Origin of the sequence: Actinokineospora cianjurensis (assembly GCF_003663795.1) — a bacterium.
In the GTDB taxonomy this organism is placed as follows: domain Bacteria; phylum Actinomycetota; class Actinomycetes; order Mycobacteriales; family Pseudonocardiaceae; genus Actinokineospora; species Actinokineospora terrae.
On the sequence record NZ_RCDD01000001.1, the window covers coordinates 531,061 to 554,886 of the forward strand.

Annotated in this window: 19 protein-coding genes and 3 tRNA genes; 11 read left to right on the plus strand and 11 right to left on the minus strand. The window is 70.8% G+C overall.

Annotated features, from left to right (window positions below; translation table 11 throughout):
* Positions 1–105 precede the first annotated feature (105 nt).
* From CLV68_RS02455 to CLV68_RS02470, 4 genes are all read left to right on the plus strand, one after another.
* On the plus strand, positions 106–1,350 hold the full coding sequence (locus CLV68_RS02455) for an MFS transporter (protein WP_246009637.1): 1,245 nt from the start codon (positions 106–108) through the stop codon (positions 1,348–1,350).
* 174 nt (positions 1,351–1,524) lie between these two features.
* Positions 1,525–1,725, plus strand: coding sequence for a hypothetical protein (locus tag CLV68_RS02460; RefSeq protein ID WP_147459862.1), 201 nt, complete (start codon positions 1,525–1,527; stop codon positions 1,723–1,725).
* Between the two features lie 69 nt (positions 1,726–1,794).
* Positions 1,795–2,271 carry a hypothetical protein gene (locus tag CLV68_RS02465; RefSeq protein WP_121388976.1) on the plus strand — a complete coding sequence of 159 codons (477 nt, stop codon included), beginning with the start codon at positions 1,795–1,797 and terminating at the stop codon, positions 2,269–2,271.
* 667 nt (positions 2,272–2,938) lie between these two features.
* Positions 2,939–4,861, plus strand: a complete 1,923-nt coding sequence (locus CLV68_RS02470; protein WP_121388977.1) for a family 20 glycosylhydrolase — start codon at positions 2,939–2,941, stop codon at positions 4,859–4,861.
* 199 nt (positions 4,862–5,060) lie between these two features.
* On the opposite strand, the gene CLV68_RS02475 is transcribed toward CLV68_RS02470, so the two are convergent.
* The 3 genes from CLV68_RS02475 to CLV68_RS02485 form a co-directional block, all read right to left on the minus strand.
* Positions 5,061–5,133: transfer RNA gene (locus CLV68_RS02475), tRNA-Arg, on the minus strand.
* 35 nt (positions 5,134–5,168) lie between these two features.
* Positions 5,169–5,258: transfer RNA gene (locus CLV68_RS02480), tRNA-Ser, on the minus strand.
* A gap of 70 nt (positions 5,259–5,328) precedes the next feature.
* On the minus strand, positions 5,329–7,074 hold the full coding sequence (locus CLV68_RS02485) for a phosphatidylglycerol lysyltransferase domain-containing protein (RefSeq protein ID WP_425454812.1): 1,746 nt from the start codon (positions 7,072–7,074) through the stop codon (positions 5,329–5,331).
* Positions 7,075–7,189: 115 nt separating this feature from the next.
* Between CLV68_RS02485 and CLV68_RS02490 the strand changes: the two genes are divergently transcribed.
* Together CLV68_RS02490 and CLV68_RS02495 are read left to right on the plus strand one after the other, a co-directional pair.
* Positions 7,190–7,954 (plus strand): CoA transferase subunit A, encoded by a 765-nt coding sequence (locus tag CLV68_RS02490; protein ID WP_121388978.1) that lies wholly within the window; start codon positions 7,190–7,192, stop codon positions 7,952–7,954.
* 1 nt (position 7,955) lies between these two features.
* The gene (locus CLV68_RS02495; protein WP_121388979.1) at positions 7,956–8,609 is read left to right on the plus strand and encodes a CoA transferase subunit B; all 654 of its coding nucleotides are present in this window, start codon (positions 7,956–7,958) and stop codon (positions 8,607–8,609) included.
* Between the two features lie 31 nt (positions 8,610–8,640).
* On the opposite strand, the gene CLV68_RS02500 is transcribed toward CLV68_RS02495, so the two are convergent.
* Both CLV68_RS02500 and CLV68_RS02505 read right to left on the minus strand, forming a co-directional pair.
* Positions 8,641–9,411, minus strand: coding sequence for an ESX secretion-associated protein EspG (locus CLV68_RS02500; protein WP_170224041.1), 771 nt, complete (start codon positions 9,409–9,411; stop codon positions 8,641–8,643).
* The gene (locus CLV68_RS02505) at positions 9,408–10,079 is read right to left on the minus strand and encodes a dienelactone hydrolase family protein (RefSeq protein WP_121388981.1); all 672 of its coding nucleotides are present in this window, start codon (positions 10,077–10,079) and stop codon (positions 9,408–9,410) included. Before CLV68_RS02505 ends, CLV68_RS02500 begins: the two co-directional genes overlap by 4 nt.
* Positions 10,080–10,260: 181 nt before the next feature.
* On the opposite strand from CLV68_RS02505, the gene hisC reads away from it, so the two are divergent.
* On the plus strand, positions 10,261–11,328 hold the full coding sequence (gene hisC / locus CLV68_RS02510) for a histidinol-phosphate transaminase (RefSeq protein WP_121388982.1): 1,068 nt from the start codon (positions 10,261–10,263) through the stop codon (positions 11,326–11,328).
* A 3-nt stretch (positions 11,329–11,331) separates the two neighbouring features.
* On the opposite strand, the gene CLV68_RS02515 is transcribed toward hisC, so the two are convergent.
* Both CLV68_RS02515 and CLV68_RS02520 read right to left on the minus strand, forming a co-directional pair.
* Positions 11,332–12,087: a sulfite exporter TauE/SafE family protein gene (locus CLV68_RS02515; RefSeq protein WP_121390918.1), complete on the minus strand. Its 756-nt coding sequence runs from the start codon at positions 12,085–12,087 to the stop codon at positions 11,332–11,334.
* Positions 12,088–12,139: 52 nt separating this feature from the next.
* A complete protein-coding gene (locus tag CLV68_RS02520) occupies positions 12,140–12,829 on the minus strand; it encodes a GntR family transcriptional regulator (RefSeq protein WP_246009638.1) in 690 nt (229 codons plus the stop codon).
* A 158-nt stretch (positions 12,830–12,987) separates the two neighbouring features.
* On the opposite strand from CLV68_RS02520, the gene CLV68_RS02525 reads away from it, so the two are divergent.
* Together CLV68_RS02525 and CLV68_RS33630 are read left to right on the plus strand one after the other, a co-directional pair.
* Positions 12,988–14,232: an MFS transporter gene (locus CLV68_RS02525; protein ID WP_121388984.1), complete on the plus strand. Its 1,245-nt coding sequence runs from the start codon at positions 12,988–12,990 to the stop codon at positions 14,230–14,232.
* Between the two features lie 74 nt (positions 14,233–14,306).
* On the plus strand, positions 14,307–14,462 hold the full coding sequence (locus CLV68_RS33630; RefSeq protein ID WP_170224042.1) for a hypothetical protein: 156 nt from the start codon (positions 14,307–14,309) through the stop codon (positions 14,460–14,462).
* 52 nt (positions 14,463–14,514) lie between these two features.
* Here the strand turns inward: CLV68_RS33630 and CLV68_RS02530 are convergent, their stop codons facing one another.
* The 3 genes from CLV68_RS02530 to CLV68_RS02540 form a co-directional block, all read right to left on the minus strand.
* The gene (locus tag CLV68_RS02530; RefSeq protein ID WP_170224043.1) at positions 14,515–17,406 is read right to left on the minus strand and encodes an SdrD B-like domain-containing protein; all 2,892 of its coding nucleotides are present in this window, start codon (positions 17,404–17,406) and stop codon (positions 14,515–14,517) included.
* 161 nt (positions 17,407–17,567) lie between these two features.
* On the minus strand, positions 17,568–18,467 hold the full coding sequence (gene ypfJ / locus CLV68_RS02535; RefSeq protein ID WP_121390919.1) for a KPN_02809 family neutral zinc metallopeptidase: 900 nt from the start codon (positions 18,465–18,467) through the stop codon (positions 17,568–17,570).
* A gap of 612 nt (positions 18,468–19,079) precedes the next feature.
* On the minus strand, positions 19,080–20,780 hold the full coding sequence (locus CLV68_RS02540; protein ID WP_121388986.1) for a bifunctional metallophosphatase/5'-nucleotidase: 1,701 nt from the start codon (positions 20,778–20,780) through the stop codon (positions 19,080–19,082).
* A gap of 109 nt (positions 20,781–20,889) precedes the next feature.
* Between CLV68_RS02540 and CLV68_RS02545 the strand changes: the two genes are divergently transcribed.
* Positions 20,890–21,360, plus strand: coding sequence for a MarR family winged helix-turn-helix transcriptional regulator (locus tag CLV68_RS02545; protein ID WP_121388987.1), 471 nt, complete (start codon positions 20,890–20,892; stop codon positions 21,358–21,360).
* A gap of 61 nt (positions 21,361–21,421) precedes the next feature.
* Positions 21,422–21,506: transfer RNA gene (locus CLV68_RS02550), tRNA-Ser, on the plus strand.
* Between the two features lie 192 nt (positions 21,507–21,698).
* Here CLV68_RS02550 and CLV68_RS02555 read toward each other — a convergent pair.
* Positions 21,699–23,585, minus strand: a complete 1,887-nt coding sequence (locus tag CLV68_RS02555; RefSeq protein ID WP_121388988.1) for an SdrD B-like domain-containing protein — start codon at positions 23,583–23,585, stop codon at positions 21,699–21,701.
* Between the last annotated feature and the right edge of the window lie 241 nt (positions 23,586–23,826).

Genomic DNA, 23,826 nt, shown 5'->3' on the forward strand with positions numbered 1-23,826 from the left:
CACCCACATACCCCGTCCAGACCTGTCCCGGACAGGGAGTACCCGATTGGTTCGTCCCGGCCTATAGTTCGCAGGGCTAAGCAATGCGCGAGAGGAGTCCAGACGGTGGCAGCGATCGGACAGCGGCCATCGGCGCTCCCCCGCGAGGTGTGGGTCATCGTGGTGGCGAACTTCATCATCGCGATCGGGTTCGGCCTGGTGGCACCGGCGTTGCCCAGCTTCGCCCGCAGCTTCGACGTGAGCGTGACCGCCGCGTCCATCGTGGTCAGCGCGTTCGCGTTCACCCGCCTGGCGTTCGCACCTGTCAGCGGCAGGTTGGTGACACGGCTCGGTGAGCGCAAGGTGTACCTGACAGGGCTGACCATCGTCGCTGTCACCACCGGCTCCTGCGCGTTCGCGTCGCACTACTGGCAGTTGGTCGCCCTGCGCGGGATCGGCGGCATCGGGTCGACCATGTTCACCGTCTCGGGCATCGCGTTGCTGATCCACCTGACGCCCCCGGACGTGCGCGGTAAGGCTTCCGGGCTCTGGGGAACCAGTTTCCTGCTCGGCAACGTGGCCGGTCCACTTGTCGGAGGTGGACTGATCGGGATCTCGCTGCGCGCGCCATTCCTCGTTTACGCCACCGCGCTCATGGTGGCCGTGGGCACGGTGTGGCTGTTCTTAAGGAAGTCGACGCTGATCACGCCTGCGGGTCAGCACACCACGGATGTCATGCCGCTACGTAAGGCACTGCGCGACAGCGGCTACATCGCTTCACTTACCTCTAGCTTTGCTGGCGGCTGGGCGGTTTTCGGAGTCCGGGTCTCACTGGTTCCTTTGTTCATCACCGAGGTCTTGCACCGTGACGGCGCGTTCGCGGGAACAGCGCTCTCGGTGTTCGCCGCCAGCAACGTGGTGATGCTGATGGTGTCCGGTCGGTTGTCGGACCGGTGGGGCCGCAAGCCGCTGATCCTGTTCGGGCTGGTCGTTTCCGCGGGTGGGACCATCTGGTTCGGTTTCACCGAGACGGTCACCGAGTTCCTCATCGCCACCGTGGTCGCGGGTCTCGGCACCGGCGTGTTGACCCCGCCGCAGCAGGCCGCCGTCGCCGACGTGATCGGCAAATCCCGCGGCGGGCAAGTGCTCGCCACCTACCAGATGGCCGCGGACGTCGGCGCGATCCTCGGTCCGATCATCGCCGGGATGCTCGCCGACCGGCTGTCGTTCGGCTGGGCTTTCCTGGTCACAGGCGGTTTGACCGTCGTCGCGGCGCTGGTGTGGCTGCCCGCGCGCGAGACGCTGGACCGGTCGGCGAGCGCGGTCACCGAAGTCGTCGACGCCGAGCGACCGCGGGAGTCCGCGCGGTAGCCGTTCGGGCGAGCGATTCGTCGGTTTGCGGCCGATCACTGCTCCGTTGGGGCGGATTCCGTGCTACCTGGTGGGTAATGTGGGGTGCCCCGCTGCGTTCTGATGCGTGAGGTGGGAGCCTTTGGGGTACCCCATCCAGCGGGTTGGCAACGGCTGATGCGGAAGTGGTGACCGATGGCTACCGCACTGTGGATAGTGGCCGCGGTGGTCGCCGTGGCGATCATCGTCTGGCGACTGCGAAAGGCCGACACCACACTTGAGACGATCCTGCGCGAGGAACGCGAGCGGGTCGACCCGGTCGACGACGATCCGGACGAGATCGACGAGCCCGTCGACGAGCCGCACTCGGTCGGCAGGAGCCGTTGGCGCCGCTAGGCAAGTCCCCCGATCGGGGCTGTGGATAACTTTCTCCGCCCCTGCCGCGAAATCCCTACTGTTGCGGACATGGCATTCAACCTGGAATACACCAGCAAACGACAGGACCTCAGCTACGCGTTGACCGTGGCCGCCGATGACGACGGCGAGCTCGGTATCGACGTCATCGCCAAGGACGACCACGGCGAGGTGGTCGCCGAGGGCGCGGTGCGGCTGCCCCCCGGCGGCGCGGCGGAGACGGCGAAGCTCCTGCGGGAGGCGCTCGTCGCGATCACCGCGCTGGAGGGCAAGCGGCGCACCGTCGGCAACGCGAACCAACCCTGGTCGGCCGAACAGGACTCCACCCTGCGCGAGTCCTGGCTCAGCCACCCCCCGACCCGCTCGGCGACCGAGGTGATCCGCGAACTGGCCACCCTGCGCCAACGCTCCCCCGCCGCGATCCGCGCCCGCCTCCCCCGAGTCGGCTGCGACCCGGACGTCAGCGGCCGCCTCCTCACCGAGACCACCGCCGCCATCGTCGGCCGAGACGCGGTGATCGCCTCCTGACCCCAGCCCCTCCCCGGGCCTCTCCGTCCCCCGGTCCCCCCGGTTCCACACGAGGAGACAACCACGACCGCACCCATCTCGCGGTAGTCCCGACCAACACCGCAGCGCCGGGCAAGACTTGGCGCCACGGTCGAGCAACGCCAGCGGCGGACGAACCCGCGCTGGCGCAACCGGGACCGGGACCGGGACCGGGACCGGGACCGGGACGACGATCCCGCCGACTGCAGCGACAACGGACAGGATCGCCGCCGCGAAGTCAGAGAGCTCGCCCAGCGTCTACTCGCACGAGTAGGCACCAGCGATCCCGACGCTGGAGGCCGAGGGCGGTGTGAAGCAGTCGGGCTCAGGCCCTCCGTTGTCGCTTCTGGGGTTGCTGTTGCTGTGGTTGTCCTCGGTCGACCTCTTGGTGGGCAACAGGATGTCGTTGGTGCCGATCCACTCGGTAGTGGTTGGCAGGCTACTTGGGTTTGCTGCCAGCACATCGTGAGTTCGGCGCGGCGCGGGGAGGGTTGGCGGATCGTTGGTTGTCCAATCAGGACAAGGTGTTTCGGCGTGGGTTCGGCAGCGGGGCCCGGGCGGGCGGCTAGGCCGACCGAGTGATTGACGGGTGTGGATGGCAGTTCCTATGGTCTAGACCATATGTCCGACTTGGCCCTGGGAGGGTTCGATGCGGAGGACTTGGCGCACGGTCGTGGTCGCCGCGGTGGCGTTGGTGGCGATGCCTGCCGCGGCGGCGCCTGCGACGCCTGTCGCGAGTGTCGAACCGGGGGTGCAGCGGCTGTTGCCCCGGCCGGTCGAGGCGGTGGCTACCGGTCGGGCTCCGTTCGCCCTCGGGGAGGACAGCCACATCGTTGCCAGAGGGGCGGCCAGGCAGGTCGGTGACTACCTCGGTGACCTGCTGCGACCGGCCACGGGGTACCGGCTGCCGGTGACCGCGCGGAGCCCGCGCCGGGGTGACATCGTGCTCGACCTCGGGCCAGGCAAGGCGCCGGCGGGGCACGCGGCCGAGGGATACCGGCTGGTGACCGACGAGCGGTCGGCGACCATCTCCGCCGACACCCCCGCCGGTCTGTTCCTCGGCGTGCAGACGCTCCGGCAGCTGCTGCCCGCGTGGGCGGAGAGCCGGACCAGGGTCAGCGCGGTGTGGCAGGCGCAGGCGGCGCGGATCAGCGACTACCCGCGGTTCGCGTACCGGGGGGTCATGCTCGACGTCGCGCGCAGCTACCTCACCGTGGCGGAGATCAAGCGCTACATCGACACCGCGGTGCTGTTCAAGGTCAACACGCTGCACCTGCACCTGACCGACGACCAGGCGTGGCGGATCGCTGTCACGCCCCCCCGGGACAACCCCTCCGGGCTCGACTACGACGCGCTCACCCGGGTCGGGTCGCTGGGCGGCGCCGACATCTACGCCAACGGGAACCCGCTCGGCACCGGTCCGGCCATCCGCGGGTACTACACGCAGCGCGACTACGCGGAGGTCGTCGCGCATGCCAAGGCCAGGTTCGTCACCGTCGTGCCCGAGATCGACGGGCCCGGGCACACCAACGCCGCGCTGGCGTCGATCCCGAAGCTCAACCCCGACGGCGTCGCCAAGCCGATGAACACCACCGCCGACGTCGGCTACTCGACGCTGGACGCCAACTCGCCGGTCACCTACGAGTTCCTGCGGACCGTGTTCAGCCAGATCGCCGCGCTCACCCCCGGCCCGTACCTGCACATCGGCGGCGACGAGGCGCTGGTGACCGGGCACGACAACTACCTCACCTACCTGCGCAGGCTCCTGCCGGAGGTGGCCAGGCTGGGCAAGCTGCCGATGGGCTGGAACGAGTACGCCGCGGTCGACCTGCCGCCCGGCGCGGTGATCCAGTTCTGGCGCGGCTCGACCCTGGCCGACGTCCTCAAGCAGGTCTCGCGCGGCGCGAAGGTCGTCATGTCCCCGGCTGGCACCACGTACATCGACCAGAAGTACGACCCGAGCAGCCCCATCGGGCTGAGTTGGGCCTGCCGCAACGCGTGCGACTTCGACCGCTACTACGACTGGCAGCCGGTCCGCGACGGGCTCACCGAATCCGACGTGATCGGTGTTACCGCGCCGCTGTGGTCGGAGACGGTGCGCGGCTTGGCGCAGGCCCAGTGGTTGAGCTACCCGCGCCTGGTCTCCATCGCCGAGGTCGGCTGGACCCCGCAGGCCGACCGGAACCTCCCCGACTTCACCGCCCGCCTGTCGTCCCTCGGCAGCAGGCTCACCATCGCGGGCGTCAACTTCCGCCCCAGCCCCGCGGTCCCCTGGACCACCGACATCACCGCCCCCACCCAGCACACCCGAACCCTCCGCGGCGAGGTAGCCCGCTTCACCGCCCCCTCGGCAACAACCCCCCTAGCCACCCTCACCTACGGCGACGGCACCACCGCCGACGTCCCCGTCACCCCCACCACCCCCGCGGGCCCGCTAGCCGCCCCCGGCCTGTGGAAGGTGACCACCCCCGACCACCGCTACCCCCGACCAGGCACCTACAAGGCCACCCTCACCATCACCACCCCCACCGGCGTGGCCACCACCCACTTCACCATCCACGCCCACCACTGACCCCACCCCCCAGCCACGCGTCGGGGAGCCGCCCGCACCCGGCTCCCCGACGCCTTCCCCTGACACCGTGGGAGAACCAACGAGGTCGATCACCACGCCGGGTGGCCGTGATCACGCCACAGTGGACCGTGCCACCGGGCGCCGGACCCCATAACGACGAAGAAACCGCGGCGATGAGTCTCGCCGCGGTTTCTCGAAGTGCACCCGAAGGGATTCGAACCCCTAACCTTCTGATCCGTAGTCAGATGCTCTATCCGTTGAGCTACGGGTGCTTGTTCAGTTGTCACCCAGCGAGCTGGGTGTACAGCGGAGGCTCCGGGATTTGAACCCGGGAGGGGCGTTGAACCCCAACCGCATTAGCAGTGCGGCGCCATAGACCAGACTAGGCGAAGCCTCCCGGGGCCCCAGTGGCCGCTCGGGAGGTAAGACTACACAGGTGCCTGACCGGAGGGCAAAACGCCCCCCGGTCAGCGGCGGAGGGCGCGCAAAAGTGCTGGTGGGCGACCTCCGAAGCCCTCTGCCTCGATGGCGGCGATGGCGACTCGCGGCAGGTCGCGGACGGCGGGGAAGACCAGGAAGCGGGGGTTCCAGGTGGGGGCGAACTTGGCGTTGAAGCGGTAGAGGGTCTCGATCTGCCACCAGCGGCTGCCCAGGCGCAGTGCCCTGGCCCAGAGGCGGGCGACGGGGCCCGCGCCGATGCGGCCGCCGCGTTCGAGGGCGGCGCGGAAGACGGCGAAGTTGAGCGAGACGCGGGTGACGCCCAGATCGGGGCAGGCGGCGAGCATGTCGGCGATCATCAGTTCGTTGAGGCCGTTGTCGCCGACGGCGCGGTCGCGGCGCATCAGGTCGAGGGAGAGGCCGTCGCTGCCCCAGGGGACGAACTGGAGCAGGCCGGCGACCTCGCCCTCGCGGGACGCGGTGACCAGGACGCAGTCCGGGTCGTCCGGGCCCGCGAGCCGGGACAGGGCCATGGAGAAGCCGCGTTCGGTCTCGGTGCCGCGCCAGCGTTCGGCCAAGGTGGACAGTTCGGCGCGTTCGCCCTCGCCCAGCGCGGCTGAGCGGCGGACCTCGACGGTGTACCCGGCGCGGCGGAGCTTGGCGACCGCCTGGCGGACGCCGCGCATGGAGCGGCCGTCGAGGGTGAAGGTGGCGGCGTCGACGATGGCCTCGTCGCCCAGTTCGATCGCGTCGAGGCCGTAGCGGACCCACACCGTGGCGCCGCGCTCGGAGCAGCCGATGACCGCGGGCACCCAGCCGTTGTCGCGGCACCCGGCGAGGAACACCTCGATCGCGCCCGGCCACGCCTCGAGGTCGCCGAGCGGGTCACCCGAGGCGAGCGCCACCCCGGCGAGCACCCGGAACGGCACCGCGGCCTTGCCGGACGGGGAGAACACGACCGACTTGTCCCGGCGCAGCGCGAAGTACCCCAGCGAGTCCTCCGCGCCGCGCGCGGCGAGCAGTTCCCGCAGCCGGAACTCCTCTGCCGGCGCCAGGCCCGGCTTGGGTTCGGCCGAGCGCAGCAGGAAGTAGCCGCCGATCAGGAGCGCGCCGACGCCGAAGGACAGGCCGACGGCGGCGGAGAGGTCGTCGAGCCACGGCACCGGCTGGACCGGGCCGGACACGCCGATCAGCGCGAGCAGGGCGTGCAGCGCGCGGTCGGTGAGCGGGGCGTTGTCGGTGTAGCGCGACGGCGTCGAGCTCAGCAGCACCAGGTTGGCCAGGAACCCGGCCAGCAGGATCTGCGCGGTGACCCGCAGCGCGCGCCACTTGCCGTGCACCGGGTCGGCCTTGGCGGTGAAGTGGCTCCTGGTCGCGACCAGGGCGACGCACAGCACGAGCGCGGTGACCCCGGACCCGATGCCGTGCCGCCAGCCGAGGTGGGCCAGCGCGATGAGGCCGGTGACCCCGACCGCGACCTGCCAGGCCCTGCGTTTGCGCCTGCGCAGCGCGGTGGCGAGCATCATCAGCATGACGCCGCTGGCCAGGACCGCGACGCCGGAGGCGACGGTGGCCTCGGTCGGCAGGTCGAGCCAGCCGCCCACGGTGTCGCGCAGCCTGCGCCGCCCGACCGGGAACACCACCGACACGACCGCGAGCAGCCCCACCAGGCGCGCCGACCAGGTCAGCAGCCGCAATGTCAGTTCGTCACTCGGCCGCCACCGGCGACCGTCAGCACTGGGCCGCACCGGGCGGCCCTCTTCCTCGACACCCACCAGCACAGTGTGCTCGTCCACCGGGCCGCGGCGATTTATGGCGATCTCGAACACATCGGCAACGGCGCCCGCCCCGCTAGAGTCGCCGGTGCCACACCCAGAAGGAGGGGCACACATGGACAAAGTCGTCCCCAGCGCCGCCGCGGCGGTGGCCGACATCCCGGACGGCGCGAGCCTCGCCGTCGGCGGGTTCGGCCTCTGCGGCATCCCGAGCGCCCTCATCCAGGCGCTGCTCGAGAAGGGCGTCTCCGGGCTCCAGGTCACGTCGAACAACTGCGGCGTCGACGACTGGGGCCTCGGCCTGCTGCTGCGCGAGAAGCGGATCAGCAGGATGACCAGTTCCTACGTCGGTGAGAACAAGGAGTTCGCCCGGCAGTACCTCTCCGGTGAGCTGGAGGTGGAGCTGACCCCGCAGGGCACGCTGGCCGAGCGGTTGCGCGCGGGTGGGTCCGGCATCCCCGCCTTCTTCACCCGTACGGGGGTCGGTACGCAGGTCGCCGACGGGGGCGTGCCGTGGCGCTACGACGACTCGGGCAACGTCTCGGTGTCCTCCCCGGCCAAGGAGGTGCGGGACTTCGACGGGCACGACTACGTGCTGGAGCGGGCGATCGCCACGGACTTCGGCCTGGTGCGCGCGTGGAAGGGCGACCGGCACGGCAACCTCGTGTTCCGCGACTCCGCGCAGAACTTCAACCCGCTGTGCGCGATGGCGGGCCGGGTCAGCATCGCCGAGGTGGAAGAGCTGGTCGAGCCGGGTGAGTTGGCCCCTGGCGAGGTGCACCTGCCGGGCATCTTCGTGCAGCGGGTCGTGCTGCTGTCCCCGGACGAGGCCGCCGAGAAGCGCATCGAGCGCCGGACCGTGCGCACCAAGGAGGCGTGAGATGGGACTGACCCGAGAGCAGATGGCTGCCCGTGCGGCGGCAGAGTTGTCCGACGGCTCTTACGTGAACCTGGGTATCGGCCTGCCGACGCTGGTGCCGAACTACGTGCCCGACGACGTCGAGATCGTGCTCCAGTCGGAGAACGGGATCCTCGGTGTCGGCCCGTACCCGTGGGCGGGGGAAGAGGACGCCGACCTGATCAACGCGGGCAAGGAGACGGTGACCGTCCGCAGGGGCGCTTCCTACTTCGACTCCGCGCTGTCGTTCGGGATGATCCGCGGCGGCAAGGTGGACGCGGCGATCCTCGGCGCCATGCAGGTGTCCAAGGTCGGTGACATCGCGAACTGGATGATCCCCGGCAAGATGGTCAAGGGCATGGGCGGGGCGATGGACCTGGTGCACGGCGCCAAGAAGGTCATCGTGCTGATGGAGCACGTCGCCAAGGACGGGTCGTACAAGATCGTCGACGAGTGCTCGCTGCCCTACACCGGGCTGCGGGTGGCCCAGCGGATCATCACCGACCTGGCGGTCATCGACATCACCGGCGACGGCCTGGTGCTGCGCGAGGTGGCGCCCGGGGTCAGCGTGGACGAGGTGCGCGAGAAGACCGAGCCGGAGCTGATCGTCACCGACGTGGTGGAAGCCGCCGTCTGACGCACGCGGGGGGCGGGGTCACCCGCCCCCCTCAGCGCGGTGCGACCGAGGCGACCAGTTCGCGCAGCCGCTGGGTCAGCCGGGGCGCGTCGGCCGGGGCGAGGGTCAGCCAGTCGACGCCGTCGCGGGTGGTCGGCAGCGCCAGGTAGCGGCCCGCGGTCGTGTCGAACCAGTTGACGACGTCGGTGCGCGTGCGCCTGCCCATCCGGTCGAGGCTGTTGGCCGCGACCTGGCCGCCGCCGTGCCGCGAGTTCTCCACCAGGGTCGCGATGGTGCGCATGTCGCGGCCCGCGACCCCGCCCTGGTTGAGCATGGTCTCCAGGCCGGCGAACCCGGACTCGACGTAGGCGTCTATCGCGTTGTGGAACACCGACTTGGGCAGTGTCACCGCGGTGCCCGGGCCGGGTTCGGCGTCCGGCAGCAGCGCCATGATCTCGGCCACCACGCCGCCGCCGCGCAGCGCTCCGATGCGGATGCGTTCGCCCGTCTGCACGGCCAGCACCGTTCGGCTGCCGCGACCGGCGCCGAGCACCCGCACGTGCCGACCGAGCGAGAGCAGCCCGTCGACGCTGTAGTCGTGCTGCGCCAACAGGGTCAGCGAGTCCTCCAGGTCCCGGTCGACGTCGGTGCCGTCGTGCAGGCCGCGCGCCACGAGTCCCTCGATGACCTCCTTGCGCAGCTGCTCGCGCTCGTCGGTGGTCTCGCCGAAGGAGGGCACGTCGAGCGGGTACGGGCGGTCAGTGCGGCCGAGCGACTCCCAGAGCAGGTCGAACTCGACCAGCGTGAGCGATGCGACCTTCACCGCAGGTGCGCGTCGAACCAGTTGAGGGCGCGCTGCCACGCCTCGGGGGCACCGGGCTCCGGGCGGTAGCGGACCACGTCGGTGGCGATCTTGGCGGTGCTCGCCGCCTCGCGCAGCTTCTCGACCTGTTGCAGGATCGCCTGGTCGCTGTCGTCGCGGTAGAGGCCGAGCCACGGCACCCGCAGCTCGCCTGCGACCTCGACCAGCGCGGGCAGGCCGCTGGAGAGCGGCTCCAGGATCCCGCCGCCGGAGACGGTGACCGCGGCGCCGATGTCGCGGCTGGCGGCGACCACCAGCGCGACCGAGCCGCCCAGTTCGAACCCGATGACGCCGATCCGGTCCGCGGCCAGGCCGTGCTCGGCCAGCCAGGCGAACCCGATGTCGGTCGCGGCGAGCACCGAGTCGCCGGAGAGCTCGCTGACCTTGTCCCTGGCCTCGTCGTGGCCGACCTCCGCCGACCCGGCCTCACCCGGGTACAGGTGCGGGACGACGACCAGCCAGCCCTCGCCCGCGAGCCGGGCCACCATGGCGGTCGTGGTGTCGGTGATGCCCCTGGCCTCGTGGAGCACGACGAGACCGCCTCTGGTCACCCCGTCGGGTTCGGCGTAGGTGAGGCGCAGCGCACGGCCGTCAGCGAGCCGGAAGTCCTCAGTGCGGGTCTGGGCCATGACATACCCAACCATGCCGGGGTTAATAGCAGTCAACGTGATCACACGCTCACCCGTCCGCAGGAAAACGGCTATTTTCACCCGGTCGTCGGCGCACGGAGAACGGACAGTCGTGTCCGCTCGGTAGCATGCGGGGCAGTGCCGACGAGGTGTCGCCACTGTGGATCCACGAGGAGCCCTCATGACCGTGCGTACCCGCGCTGACCTGGACTCGCTGCCCGGCTACATCCCGGGCAAGAGCGTCGCCGGGGCGGTGAAGCTGGCCAGCAACGAGGTCTCGCTCGGCCCGCTGCCCAGCGTGGTGACCGCCATCGCCGAGGCGGCGGCCAACATCAACCGCTACCCCGACAGCGGCGCGACCGAGCTGGTGGCGGCCATCGCGGCGAAGCTGGGCGTCGACACCGGCCAGGTCACCGTGGGCTGCGGGTCGGTGACGCTGTGCCAGCAGCTCATCCAGGCCACCTGCACCGGCGGCGACGAGGTGCTGTTCCCGTGGCGCTCGTTCGAGGCGTACCCGATCCTCACCCACGTGGTGGGCGCGAGCCAGGTCCGCGTCCCACTCACCGCGGGACACGCGCTCGACATCGACGCCATGATCGCCGCGGTCACCCCGGCCACCCGGTTGGTCTACCTCTGCACCCCGAACAACCCGACCGGGACCGCGCTGCGCGAGGCCGACCTGGAGCGGTTCGTCGACGCCGTGCCCAGCGACGTGCTCGTGGTGATCGACGAGGCGTACCGCGAGTTCGTCGCCGACGACGAGGTCCCGGACGGCGTGGCGTTCGCCAAGGAGCAGTGGGCGCGCGGCCGCGACAACGTGGCGGTGCTGCGGACCTTCTCCAAGGCGTACGGCCTGGCCGGCCTGCGGGTCGGCTACCTGGTCGCGCCCGAGGCGGTCACCGACGCCGTGCGCAAGGTGTTCGTGCCCTTCGGCGTGAACGCGATCGCGCAGGTGGCGGCGCTGGCCTCGCTGGCGGCGGAGGACGAGCTGCTCGCCCGCTGCCGCGACATCGTGGCCGAGCGCGGCCGGGTGCGCGCCGAGCTGCTCGACCTGGGCTACGAGGTGCCGGAGACGGAGGCGAACTTCGTGTGGCTGCCGCTGGACGAGCGCACCGCCGAGTTCAACGAGCACTGCCTCAACCACAAGGTCGTGGTGCGCGCGTTCGCCGGGGACGGTGCTCGGGTCACCATCGGCACGCCGGAGGAGAACGACCTGTTCCTCTCGGCGGCCAAGGCGTTCGACCGCTGAGCGCTACTTCAGCAGCAGTTGCACGATCGCCGCGGTCCCGACCACGACGATGACGCCGCGCAGGACGGTGGGCGAGAGCTTCTTGCCCACCCTCGCGCCGATCACGCCGCCGATGGTCGACCCGACGGCGATCAGCGCGACCGCCCACCACGCGACGTCGGCGACGAACACGAACACCACGCCCGAGGCCAGGTTCACCACGGCGGCCAGCACGTTCTTGATGGCGTTGACCCGCTGCAGCGACTCGCTGAGCAGGATCCCCATCACCCCCATCAGCAGGATCCCCTGCGCGGCACCGAAGTAGCCGCCGTAGACGCCGACCACGAAGGTCGCGACCAGCAGGCCGATCCCGCCGTGCGGGTGGCGTTCGCCCTGCCGCTCGGCCAGTTTCCCGGCCAGCCACGGCTGGAGCACGACCAGCACCAGCGCCACGGCGATCAGCGCCGGGACGATCGCCTCGAACGCGCCGGGCGGCAGGACGAGCAGCAGCACGGCACCGCAGGCGCCGCCGACGGTGGCGACGGCGCCGAGCCGCAGCAGGATGGGGCGCTGGCCGACGAGGTGGTCCCGGTAGCCGATCGCGCCGGACACCGAGCCGAACACCAGGCCCATGCCGTTGGAGACGTTGGCGACCACCGGGGGGTAGCCGACGGCGAGGAGCACCGGGAAGGTGATCAGGGTGCCCGAGCCGACCACCGAGTTGATGCCGCCCGCGAGCACCCCGGCCACGAAGACCAGGACGCCTTCCCAGACGGTCAGCGTCACTGGACAGGTCCGATCATCCGCACCCGGTCGACCCTAGTGGCCGGACCTAGCGGTCGCTGCTGAACGCGGCGAGCATCTCGGCCCCGGCGTCGTCGAGGTACTCGTGCAGCAGGCCGACCGCGCCTTCCACGTCCCCGCCCGCCACCGCGTCGACGATGCCCGCGTTGCGGGTGAGGTACTTCTCGTGGAACGCGCGCGGGTCGCCCATCCCGTGGAAGCCCAGGCGCAGCTCGGCGGTCAACTGGCCCATCAGCTCGTCGAGCCGCGCGCTGCCGACCGAGGCGACGATCGCCTTGTGGAAGCGCATGTTCGCGGTCCCCACGCCGAGCCAGTCGTGGGCCCGCGCGCACGCCTTGCCCTTGGCGACGGCCGCGCTCATGGCGGCCCAGTCGGCCTCGCGGGAGCGGCGCAGCGCGGTCAGCTCGATCAGCACCCGGACGGTGAACAGGTCGCGCACGTCGTCGGCGGTCAGCGTGCGGACGAAGACGCCGCGGTTGACCTTGTGCTCGATCAGCTTCTCGTGCGCCAGCAGCCGGAACGCCTCGCGCAGCGTGTTGCGGGAGACCTCCAGCGGCCCGAGCAGGGACTCCTCGACCACCCGGTCGCCGGGGCGCAGACCGCCCTCCATGATCAGCTCCCGCAGGGTGTCGGCGGTGACCTCGGCCGCCGTCCCGTGCACCCGCCGCCGCAGCCCAGCCAGGTCCCGCAGCCTGCCCAACGCGTCCTCGACGCTCAACGCACCCTCCCGCACCCGTCGCCGCACCCGGCGGATCGCAGATCGTTCAACAATCCTACGGTTCACATGTCGAATCGTCCAATTGAAGTATTGTCATATTGTTGAACAATCGCCACACTGGGGGTACACAGCAGGTGAGCGACCGAGTGGGGTGAGTGATGGCGCACACGACGGAGCACGCGGCCACCATGCGGGGCCGCTGGTGGCGGGATCTGCCAGGACGCGGCAAGAAGGCCGTGGTCGGGGCGTTCCTGGGGTACGGGCTCGACTCCTACGACTTCTGGGTGCTCCCCCTCGGGCTCACCGCCATCGCGGCGACCTTCGGGCTGAACACCGGCCAGACCGGCCTGCTGTCGACAACCACCCTGGTGTTCTCCGCCGTCGGCGGGGTCGCCGCAGGCGTGCTGGCCGACCGGCTCGGCCGGGTCACGACGCTGATGATCACGGTCATCACCTACGCCGTGTTCACCGCGCTGTGCGGCCTCGCCCCGAACTACGAGACGCTGCTGGCCCTGCGCGCCATGCAGGGCCTCGGCTTCGGCGGCGAGTGGGCGACCGGCGCGATCCTGGTCGCCGAGTACGTCGGCGCCGCGCACCGGGGCCGGGCGGCGGCACTGGTGCAGAGTTCGTGGGCGGTCGGCTGGGGCCTGGCCGCGCTGGTGTCGACGCTGGTGTTCAGCGTGACCGACCCGCAGACCGGCTGGCGGGTCCTGTTCTTCACCGGCGCCCTGCCCGCGCTGCTGGTCGTCTACCTGCGCCGCGGCATAGTGGACGCGCCGGTCTTCGCCAAGGAGAAGGCCCGCGGCTCACTCAGGGCCATCTTCCGGCGGGACCTGCTGCGCCGCACGGTGTTCGCCTCGGTGCTGGCCACCGGGTGCCAGGGCGGCTACTACACGCTGGCGACCTGGCTGCCCGCGTTCCTGAGCAAGGAGCGCGGCCTCACCGTGATCGGCACCGGCGGCTACCTGGCGTTCCTGATCAGCGGCGCGTTCCTCGGCTACCTCACCGGCGGCCAGTTCGCCGACCGGTTGGGCCGCAAGGCGACCTTCCGGCTGTTCGCCGTGCTGGCCGCGGCGCTGCTGCTCGCCTACACGCAACTGCCCGGCTCGGTCGGCGGGTACGTGATGTACCTGGGCTTCCCGCTCGGCTTCTGCTCCTCGGCCATCTTCTCCGGCTTCGGCGCCTACCTGGCCGAGCTCTACCCGAGCCGCGCCCGCGGCGCCGGACCCGGCTTCACCTACAACTTCGGCCGCGCGGTCGGCGCGTTCTTCCCGGCCGCCATCGGCTTCCTCGCCCTGCGCTACGGGATCGGCGGTGCGATGGCGTTCGGCGCCCTCGCCTACGGTCTCGCCTTCGTCTCCCTGTTCTGGCTACCGGAAACCAAGGATCAGGAACTGTCCTGAGAGGAGTGTCCGTGCGGGATCCACGAAGAGGAGACGCCGTCGAGTAACACCTGACTCAACCAGGGGGTAAGACCATGTCCGACCTAGGGATGATCGCGTTCGGGGTGTTGGTGGTGTGCCTGGGCGCGCTGTGGTTGCTCGGCAAGGCCGAGCTGTTCGGCAGGTTGGCGGTGACCGGGTTCGTGCTCGGTTCCCTCGCCACGCTGTCGTTGTTCGTGATGTTGGGCTGAGAAAGCGGTGGGGGGCGGTGCCAGTCCGGCACTGCCCCCCACTGGCTCATTCTCAGGCGGTCTTGCGGCGGCGAGCGCCCATCAGCGCGCCCGCGCCCAGGATCAGCGCGACGAAGCCGAACCAACCGAGGCCGACGACACTGGCACCGGTGTCAGCGAGACCACCGCTGCCACCCGAACCGCTGGTACCGCGCGGGGTCAGGCCACCCTGCGCGACCGGCTGCCCGGTGCCGGTCGTCCCGGTGTTCGCCGCGGTGATCGGCTGCCCCGGGACCGGGACCACCTCGGCGGTGTCGGTGACGAAGACGTAGCCGTGGCTCGGCGACGAGCCGTCGGCGACCACGGCGACGCCGATCATGGCGCGAACCTTTGCGCCCCAGGGGATCTGGCCGGTCACGGTCACCGTCTTGCGCTGCCCGGGCTCCAGCGTCAGGCCGGGTCCGCCGGGACCGATCGGGTCCCAGGACGGCTGGGCCTGGAAGTCGCCCTCGGCGTGCATGCCGCGCACACCGACACCGGTGAGCCGCTTCGTCCCCTTGTTGCTGAAGGAGAACGTGAACGTGGCGGTGTCACCGGGGTGGTAGCGGTCGCGGTCGAAGGACACCGACGCGTCGAGCGACCGGTCGAGCAGCAGGTACGCCCGCACTGTGGCGTCGTGCCCGGCGCTGGGCACCGAGACGAGGTCGCGGCCCGTGCCCGACCCGCCGGGGATGGTGTAGTCCGCGTCTTCGAGGCCGTAGTGCACGGAGTAGACGGTTCCGGGGATGTCGAGGAAGGCGAAACGCCCGTCCGCGTCGGTCTGCCGGTCCATGACCCAGCCACCGCCGTACGACGACGCGGTCAGCATCACCCCGGGCAAGCCCTCACCCTGGTCGAACACCCCGTCGCCATCGCGGTCGACGTACACGACACCGGTGTAGTCACCGGTGACGGCGACCGAGGTGGCACTGACCTGGACGGAGTTGTTGCTCGCGTCCAGCTCGGCGCTGTCGGTGACGACCGACCCGCCGAACAGCACGGTGCCGCCCGCGGCCGGGGTCGCCCCGTGCAGCACGAACTCCCTGGTCTCACCGGGGGCGAGGGTGATCCCCTGGTCGGCGGACGGCAGGCCACCGGTGTCGAACACGCGCAGCTGCGAGCCGGTGGACTGGTCCCGGTTGAACCAGACCCCGGTGGCGGGCCCGTCCCCGATGTTGCGGATGGTGACCGTGGCCTCGACCACGTCGCTCGTCACGTACTCCGCCTTGTCCAGGTGCGCGGAGACCCGCAGGTCCGGGTAGTCGCCGAAGTCGATGATCACCGGGATGAACACCCGCCCCGAGGGCTTCGCGGTGATCGGGAAGGCGAACGGCGCCACCAGCAGCCCGTCGACCCGGTACGGGCCGTCGATCAGCAGCGAGTAGGTGTCGACCGGGATCCCGCTGAAGTCGATCTCCCCGGCCTCGGTGGACGTCGCGGTCGCCACGATCGCGCCGGTGACCCGGTCGCGCAGCCTGGTGGTGGCGAACCGCATCGGCTCCGGGCCGAACACGCCGTTGATCTGCAGCCTGCCCGCGCCGGTGCCCAGCACGCCGTCGACCCGCGCCTCGGCGGTGAGCTCGGCGAGGCCGGGCAGCTGGGTGGAGTTGAGGGTGCAGTCGGCGACGACGTACCCGACGTCGGCGGCGTCGGCCGGGACGACGTCGGAGATCGTGTACGTGACCGAGCGCAGGCCGGGCAGCGTCACCCCCGGGCCGCCGTCGACGAGGTCGCCCCACGCGGAACTGGTGCCCAGGCCCTGCGGGTGGCACTTGAGTGTCACGCCGGTGAGGTCGTTGGGGTAGCGGTTGTAGAGCACCACCGTCGCCTTGACCTGGTCGCCGGGGCGGTAGCTCGGCTTGTCGAACAGCAGCGAGGCGTGCACGGTGGCGAACATGTCCAGCCAGGTCCGCACCGCGATGTCGGCGAAGGCGGTGCCGGACAGGAACAGCGTCTCGGTGGCCGCGCCGGTCACGCCCTGGACGCGGAACTGGTGGTGGTTGGGCGTGTAGGTGACCGAGTAGCTGCCCGAGGGCAGGTCGCCGAAGTCGAACCGGCCGTCCGCGCCTGCCGTGCGCTCCACAGTGGACCCGTCGGCGCGCTTGGCGGTGACCTTCACGCCGGGGGCCTGCTCACCGGCATCCGGCCTGCCGTTGAGGTTGCGGTCCTCGAACGCGGTCCCGCCGAACCTCGCGGTCGGCGTCACCTCGACAGCGGCACTGGCCGTGCCGGTGTTGTCCGCGGTGTCGGTGTCGCCCTCGGGGACGATCGCGGTGACCTTGAGGTCCACCTCGCCGTTCTCGACGTCGCGGATCCGGCCGGTCAGCTGCAGGGTGCGGGTCGACCCCGGCGCCATGCCCTGGCCCCACGGGTTCAGGAACCCGCCCCAGGTGTTGGACACCGCCAGCTTGCCGCTGTAGTCGACGCGGACGCCGTTGGCGACGACCGAGCTCTTGTTGGTCAGCTTGACCGTGATGGCGACCGTCTCCGCGGGCGCGTAGCTCGCCTTGTCGAAGGACACCGACACCGAGACGTCCGCCTGCGCAGCGGCGGCCGCCTTCGCGCCGACCTCGGCGGCGGGCTGCACCGGCCGCGCACCGGGTACCGGCACCGCGGGCGCGGTCTCGGCGGGCGCGGGCGGCGCGGTCTCGGTCGGCCGGGTCGGCTCGACGGGCGGGGTGGTCTGGACCGGCTGTTCCGGAGTGGTCTGGACCGGTTCAGCAGGCGGGGTCGTTGGCGGCACCGGCGGCGTTTCCGCGGGCGCCGTCTCGGTCGGTGACGGTTCGGCAGGTGGTTCGGACGGCTGTTCGGTCGCCGCCGGGGTGGGCTCGGTGTTGTCCTGCGCGAGGGCGGACGGCACGGCGAGCGACCCGGTCAAAGCGAACGCGGCAACGACTACGCCGATGCGGGAAACCGCTCGGCGCACGGATGTGCGGCGCACTGTGGTTCGACTCTCCCCAGAATCGTTAACCGCTCGACGCCCCGATGGGTTCCCCCGAAACCCACGCCGCGCGGTGAGATCTCAACCCGCGCAGCGTACTGGTATGTCCGGTTGCTGCCGCAATCGCCTGTGTGGAAGTGCCGGTCTCAGCCCAGGTTCCTGGCGCCGAAGGTGTCGCACTCGGCCGGGTTGCCGCCGTTGATCCCGGTCAGGAACCACTGCTCGCGCTGCGCGGAGGACCCGTGCGAGAACTGGCTCTCGTCGACCTTGCCGCCGCCGAGGTTCTTCTGGATGAAGTCGTCGCCGATGCGGGCGGCGACGTCGAGCGCCCGGTTCACGTCGTCCTGGGAGATGGAGCGGATCAGCGGCTTGCCGCTGGAACTGGGCGTGGTGGTCGCGTGGTTGGCCCACACCCCGGCGTAGCAGTCGGCCTGCAGTTCCAACCGGACCCCGTCCGAGGTCGGGCCGGTGCCCTCGCGGACCTTGCCGGAGGTGCCGAGCAGGTTCTGCACGTGGTGGCCGTACTCGTGGGCGAGCACGTACGCCTCGGCGAAGGTGCCGCCCTGGGCGCCGAAGCGGGTCTGCAGCTCGCGGAAGAAGGTCAGGTCGACGTAGACCTTGCCGTCGGCAGGGCAGTAGAACGGGCCGACGTCGCTGGTGGCGCTACCGCAGCCGGTGTTGACGCCGCCGCTGAAGAACGTGGTGGTGGCCTGCTTGTAGGTGCGGCCGGAGCGGGCGAACTGGTCGGACCAGTAGCCCTGGATCGAGTTGATCAGCGCGACCCTGGCGCAGTCGGGCTTGGTGTTGGCGTCCTTGCCGGTGCGGCACTCGGTGGCGAGGTCACCGCTGCTGACGCTCTGGCCACCGCCGACGCCGTCGGTGCTCAGCGGGATGCTCGCGGGCACGCCGCCGAGCTGGGAGAGCACGAAGTACACGATGAAACCGACGATCCCGAGCCCACCGCCGCCCAGGGCCACCCGGCCGCCGATCCCCCTGGCGTCGGAAACCTGGGACGAGTCCAGCCCAACGCTGTCGTCGAACTCCACGACCACTCCCCGTGTCCCGCGCCGCCGTGCTCCGTGGGCATGAGGATAGTGCGCCGCCACCGCGTGGACCGCATGAGCGGGGTCCGCGTCGACCTGGGCGTGGCAGACGCCTGGGTGCGACCGCCTGTCGTCGGCGGTCGCACCCGGGGTCGTCACATCGCAATGGCCCACCGCTTCGGCGGTTGGCGTGGAGCCCAGCCGAGCGGATCAGGAGACGCGCCCGATGCGGGGATCAACATCGTCGAGGTGCGTGATCGACACGCGTCGCGTGCCGTGCACTCGAAGTGATCCGTCGAGCTTGCCGCCCTCATCCACGGCCAAGTCGGTTCTGTCGGCTCAGCCGCGGGGTTGCGGCAGGCGGCAGACCATTACGGGAGTTGTCTGCTTCGCCACGGCACCACCTACCCTTTCCCGGCGGGCGCGGTGACCGAATGGGTTTCGGCGTTTCGCGCGGTCTTGCCGAGCCGGCCGTCTCCTCCATGGTGCGCCTGCTGTCCCAGTAGGACAACCCCACCGCCGAACTCGAACCGGTGAACCTGGGTAACGCCGCGTCCCTGTCCCGAGAGGACGGACCGGGGCGGCTGACCACAGAGGACAGCCGCCCCGGATCCGCTACGGGACGACGGTGACCCGCGTCGACGCGGGCGGCGCCAGGTTCGGGTGCGCGGTCAGGTACGCGGCGAACGCGTCCAGGTCGACCGGACCACCGGCGAGGTTGGTGCCCTTGGCCAGCTCGGTGAACCCGTCGCCACCCGCGGCGAGGAAGTTGTTCACCGACACCCGGTAGGACGCCGCCGGGTCGACCGGCTGCCCGTTGACGGTGATCGCCGAGACCCGGTTGCCCTGGGTGCCCGACTGCGCCCAGGTGTAGTTCAGCGACGCCGACACCTGCAGGAAGCGGGTGATGGTGGTGCCGTTGGACTGCGGCTGCCACTGCTGCTCGAGCACGGTCTTGAGCTGCGCGCCGGTCAGCGTGATGGTCTGCATGATGTTGCCGAACGGCTGGACCGCGAACGCCTCGCCGTAGGTGACCACGCCGTTGCCCTCGCCCGCGGGCGAGGTGTTGTAGGTGAGGTCGGTGCGGATGCCGCCCGGGTTGGTCACGGCGATCTGCGCCTGGTTGCCCTGGGTGGCGGCGAGCTGCGCGTCGGCGATGACGTCACCGAGCGGGCTCTCGCCGGACGGGGCCGCGGCGCGGACCAGGTCGGCGGTGATGGTGCCGACCTGGCGGTTGGCGATCGGGCCCGCCTTGGTCACGGCCTCGTCGACCAGCGCCTGCACGCCCGCGTCGGGGGTGATGGTGCGGGTGACGACCTCGTTGTGCGCGACGGTCGCGGTGCGCACGACGTCGCGGGTCTTGCGGTCGATCTTGAGGTCGATGACCGAGAGCAGCCTGCCGAACGAGGCGCCCTGGATCAGCGGCCGCGGCTTGCCTGCGGGGTCGGTGACCACGCAGTTGTACTGCTGGTGGCTGTGGCCGGTGAAGAACGCGTCGATCGACGGCGAGGCGGCCGTGGCGATCTGGCGCGCCGGGCCGGGCAGGGTGCGGCAGTCGTCCGGGCCGCCGCCCTCGGTGCTGTCGCCCTGGTGCACCAGCGCGACCTGGGTGCGGATGCCCGCGAGGTCGAGCAGCCGGGAGGTGCGGTTGAGCGCCTGGACCTCGTCGCCGAACTTGAAGCCCTTGACGACCTCGGGCGTGACCACCGAGGGCAGGTCCTTGAGCGTGACGCCGATGATGCCGACCGGGATGCCGTCGACGAACTTGACGGTCACCGGGAGCACGGCGGGCAGGCCGTTGTCGAAGGTGATGTTCGCGGCCAGGAACGGGAACCGCGCGCCGCGGTAGGGCTGGTGGAACTGGCAGCCGTCGGTCGGGTGGCAGCCGCCGAACTGGACCCGCAGCAGCTCCGCGTAGCCCTCGTCCCACTCGTGGTTGCCGATCACGCTGGCGTCGGTGCCGATCTTGTTCATGAACTCGACGGTCGGCTCGTCGTGGAACAGCGCCGAGGTCAGCGGCGAGGCACCGATGTTGTCGCCCGCGGCGAGCACCAGCGAGTTCGGCGCCTGCCCGCGCAGCCGGGTCACGTGCGCGGCCAGGTACGCGGCGCCACCGGCGTCCACCGTGGTCCCGTTCGGCAACGTCACCCGACCGGACGAACCGGCGGGCGGCTGCAGGTTGCCGTGGAAGTCGTTGAAGGCGATCAGGCGCAGGTCGGTGGTGGCTGCCGGGGCAGCCGACGCGGTACCGGCAAACCCGGAGAGCGCCAGCCCGACCACGGCCGCGACGGCCGCGATCCGCTTCGTGACGATCATCAGTCCTCCGTCCAGGCACCGGGCACCCACCCGGCGCGAAGGAGGTGGAGTCTGCCGGGGACAGATGGCTAGGACCAGGGCCATCAGGTGAACGCCGTAACCTGGACGCGTGACATCAGTGCGAGCCGACCCCCGGTGGCTGGACCCGGACGAGATGCGCGCGTGGCGGGCATACGTCATCGGCAGCGAACTGCTGCGCCAGCAGCTCAACCGCGAGCTGCAGGAGAACCACGGACTGGCCCTGCCCGACTACGAGGTGCTGGTCCGGTTGTCCGAACGCGAGGGCGGCCAGATGCGGATGAGCCAGCTGGCAGGCCAGCTCGCCTCGTCCAAGAGCAGGCTCTCCCACCAGATCTCCCGCCTGGAAAAAGCGGGCCTGGTCCGCCGAGTCGGCTGCGCCGAGGACGCCAGGGGCGTCGTCGCCGAACTCACCCCCAAGGGCAGCGAGACCCTCCGCACCGCCGCCCCCGTCCACGTCGACGGCGTGCGAGCCCACCTGGTCGACCTCATGACCCCGGAGGAACAGCGCGTCATGGCCGGCCTCTTCGAACGCGTCATCGAGCACCTGGACCTCACCTAGCCACCACGCCTCACCTAGCCACCAACGAGGCCCACCAACCGACTAGGCTTGGAGCCGCACTGGAGGTGTGGCAGAGCGGCCGAATGCATCCGCCTTGAAAGCGGAAGAAGGGCAACCTTCCGGGGGTTCAAATCCCTCCACCTCCGCGGGCTCAGGGGACCCGTGTCCACGGAAAGCGTGGACCGGGTCGCCCGCCACCGACCTGGGGGGCGACCCCCCAGACCCCCGCGGTGCGGTCGCTCTCGACCCAGCGTGATCACTTGGCCTTTCGGCCATCATGGCGAAACAGAAGCGGGCGGTCCCCCATGACCAGGGACCGCCCGCTTCTCTGTTGTCCGCTATGCCTTTCGGCGGCGGCGTGCGGTGAGGGTGGTGGCGAAGCCTGCCAGGACGGCGAGGGTGCCGATGGCGGTGAGGCCGAGGACGTTCGCGCCGGTGTCGGCCAGGTCGGTGCTGGTGGTGCTGGTGGTGATGGCGGCCCGGGCCTGGGGCACGGGGTTGGTCACCGGGGTGACGACCGGCGGGAGGTTCGTGCCGGGGCGGATGGGGTCGACGTCGGTGTTGCCGTCTTCGGGGACGACTGGGCCGGGGAGGAGGCGGACCGTGGTGTCGCCGCAGTGCTGGCAGGTGCCGACGAAGGTGAAGATCATGTCGTCGTGGTACTCGTCCGGGCGCCAGGGGCCGAACGGCTTGAGGCCGTAGAGGCCGGCGGGCAGGTTCCTGACGACGATCTTGCCGTTCGCGTCGGTGCGGACCTTGGTCACGAACGCGCCGGTGAAGCCGTCGTACACGCCGATCGCCACGCCTGCGAGCAGCTCGCCGTCGTCGATGGTCCAGTCGTCGTCGCGGTCGTGGAAGAAGGACGCGCTCAGGTCGGCGGGCGGTGCCGAGACCCGTGCCACGGCGGCGGGCGACGGGAAGCCCTCCGGGTCGTCACCGGGGCCGAAGTCGCAGCCGTAGATGACCACCCCGTACTCCCCGGTCTCCGCCGAGATGGAGCCGGTGATGGTGTACGTGCGGGACTGGCCCGCGGGCACGGCCACGGTGTTGGGCCACGCCAGCGGACCCAGGTCGACGTCGCGCAGCTCGGGGCCCTCGCCGCCGCTGCGGTCGCAGCCGGTGACGATGCCGGTGAGGTCGGCGCTGCCCTTGTTGGTCAGCGTCACGCGGATCTCGGCGTGGTCACCGACGTTGTAGACGTCCTCGGTGAACTCCATCGTCGCCTCGAACCGGTCGCTGAGCGGGCGGACACCGCGCAGCTCGATGTTCGACGTCGAGTCGGTGCCGTCCACCAGGAGTTCCCGGTAGCGGTTCTCGATGGTCCAGCCGTCCGGCGAGCTCGCGGCGTTGAGCGTGTACGCCGCCAGCGGCAGGCCGGTGAAGCGGAACCGGCCCTGCGCGTCGCTGGTGGTGATCGGGGTTTCCGGCAGCCCGCCGCCCAGGCTCACCTGGACGCCCGCGAGTCCCTCACCGGCGTCGAACGAACCGTTGTCGTTGCGGTCGGCGTAGGCGCGACCGGCGACGGTGCCGCTTGCCGCGTTCGGGGCCTTGAGCGGGATCGACAGCGTGTACGCGACGTAGAGGGCCGCGTTGTCGTAGGCGATGAGCTGGATCACCGGTGCGGCGGCGTTCCAGCTGTAGACGACTCCCTGCACCGTGCGGACGAGGCTCTGCCCGGCGGGGACGGTGACCCCGGTGCCGTTCCAGCCCAGCTCGCCCCACTGGTCCGAGCCGATCGAGAAGGAGGACCCGGACACCGACCGCGAGTCCGCCTTGACCCCGGTCGCGTCGGCGTCACCGGGGTTGGCGATGGTGACGGTGACCGGGATCTGCTGGCCGACCAGGAACGGACCGGCCGCGACGGTCGCCGAGATCGAGAGCTGGGCCGCGGCGGGCGCCTGGGCCCCGTTCTCCGCCTGCTGCGGCGGCGCGGGCAGGCCGGGCGCGGTGACCTCGACCGAGTCGGTCGGGTCAGCGGGCCCGGTCGGCTCGGCGACCTCGACCGGCTTGGCCGCGGTGGCGGGCTCGGCAGCGACCTCGGCGGGTTCGTCAGCCTTGGCGGGCTCGACAGCGGGCTCGGCCGGTGCCTGCGGTGCGGGCTCGGCCGAGGTCGGTGCCGCCTCGGGCGTGCTCGCCGACGTGGTTTCGGTGGCGGTACCGGCTGCCTCGATCTCCTCGGCGTGTGCGGTACCGGCCAGGGTCGCGGTCAGCGTGAGCGCCGACACCAGAACGACCGTTCTTCGCGCAAGACGACGCGCGGAATTGCTCATCAAAGCCCCCATGTGAAAGAAGTGCGGGCACAAAGTAACCGACGCCCCCGGGAAAACCCACCGTGATACCGGTAACTGCCGACTGGGTCACGAAGTTCGGCCCCGCTGTAACGCGGCGGCATTCGCGGGCGAATACCCCGGGCCCCGCCGGGTGCTCGTTCAGGCACGGGGCGCGTTGGGGTTCGCACCGCGGGTG

Excerpts from the sequence above, each read along its gene's own strand:
- CLV68_RS02525 (WP_121388984.1), top strand. The coding sequence starts at position 12,988 with ATGGCGCACACGACGGAGCACGCGGCCACCATGCGGGGCCGCTGGTGG.
- CLV68_RS33630 (WP_170224042.1), top strand. The coding sequence starts at position 14,307 with ATGTCCGACCTAGGGATGATCGCGTTCGGGGTGTTGGTGGTGTGCCTG.
- hisC (WP_121388982.1), top strand. The coding sequence starts at position 10,261 with ATGACCGTGCGTACCCGCGCTGACCTGGACTCGCTGCCCGGCTACATC.
- CLV68_RS02470 (WP_121388977.1), top strand. The coding sequence starts at position 2,939 with ATGCGGAGGACTTGGCGCACGGTCGTGGTCGCCGCGGTGGCGTTGGTG.
- CLV68_RS02490 (WP_121388978.1), top strand. The coding sequence starts at position 7,190 with ATGGACAAAGTCGTCCCCAGCGCCGCCGCGGCGGTGGCCGACATCCCG.
- CLV68_RS02460 (WP_147459862.1), top strand. The coding sequence starts at position 1,525 with ATGGCTACCGCACTGTGGATAGTGGCCGCGGTGGTCGCCGTGGCGATC.
- CLV68_RS02540 (WP_121388986.1), bottom strand. The coding sequence starts at position 20,780 with ATGATCGTCACGAAGCGGATCGCGGCCGTCGCGGCCGTGGTCGGGCTG.
- CLV68_RS02505 (WP_121388981.1), bottom strand. The coding sequence starts at position 10,079 with ATGGCCCAGACCCGCACTGAGGACTTCCGGCTCGCTGACGGCCGTGCG.
- CLV68_RS02465 (WP_121388976.1), top strand. The coding sequence starts at position 1,795 with ATGGCATTCAACCTGGAATACACCAGCAAACGACAGGACCTCAGCTAC.
- CLV68_RS02495 (WP_121388979.1), top strand. The coding sequence starts at position 7,956 with ATGGGACTGACCCGAGAGCAGATGGCTGCCCGTGCGGCGGCAGAGTTG.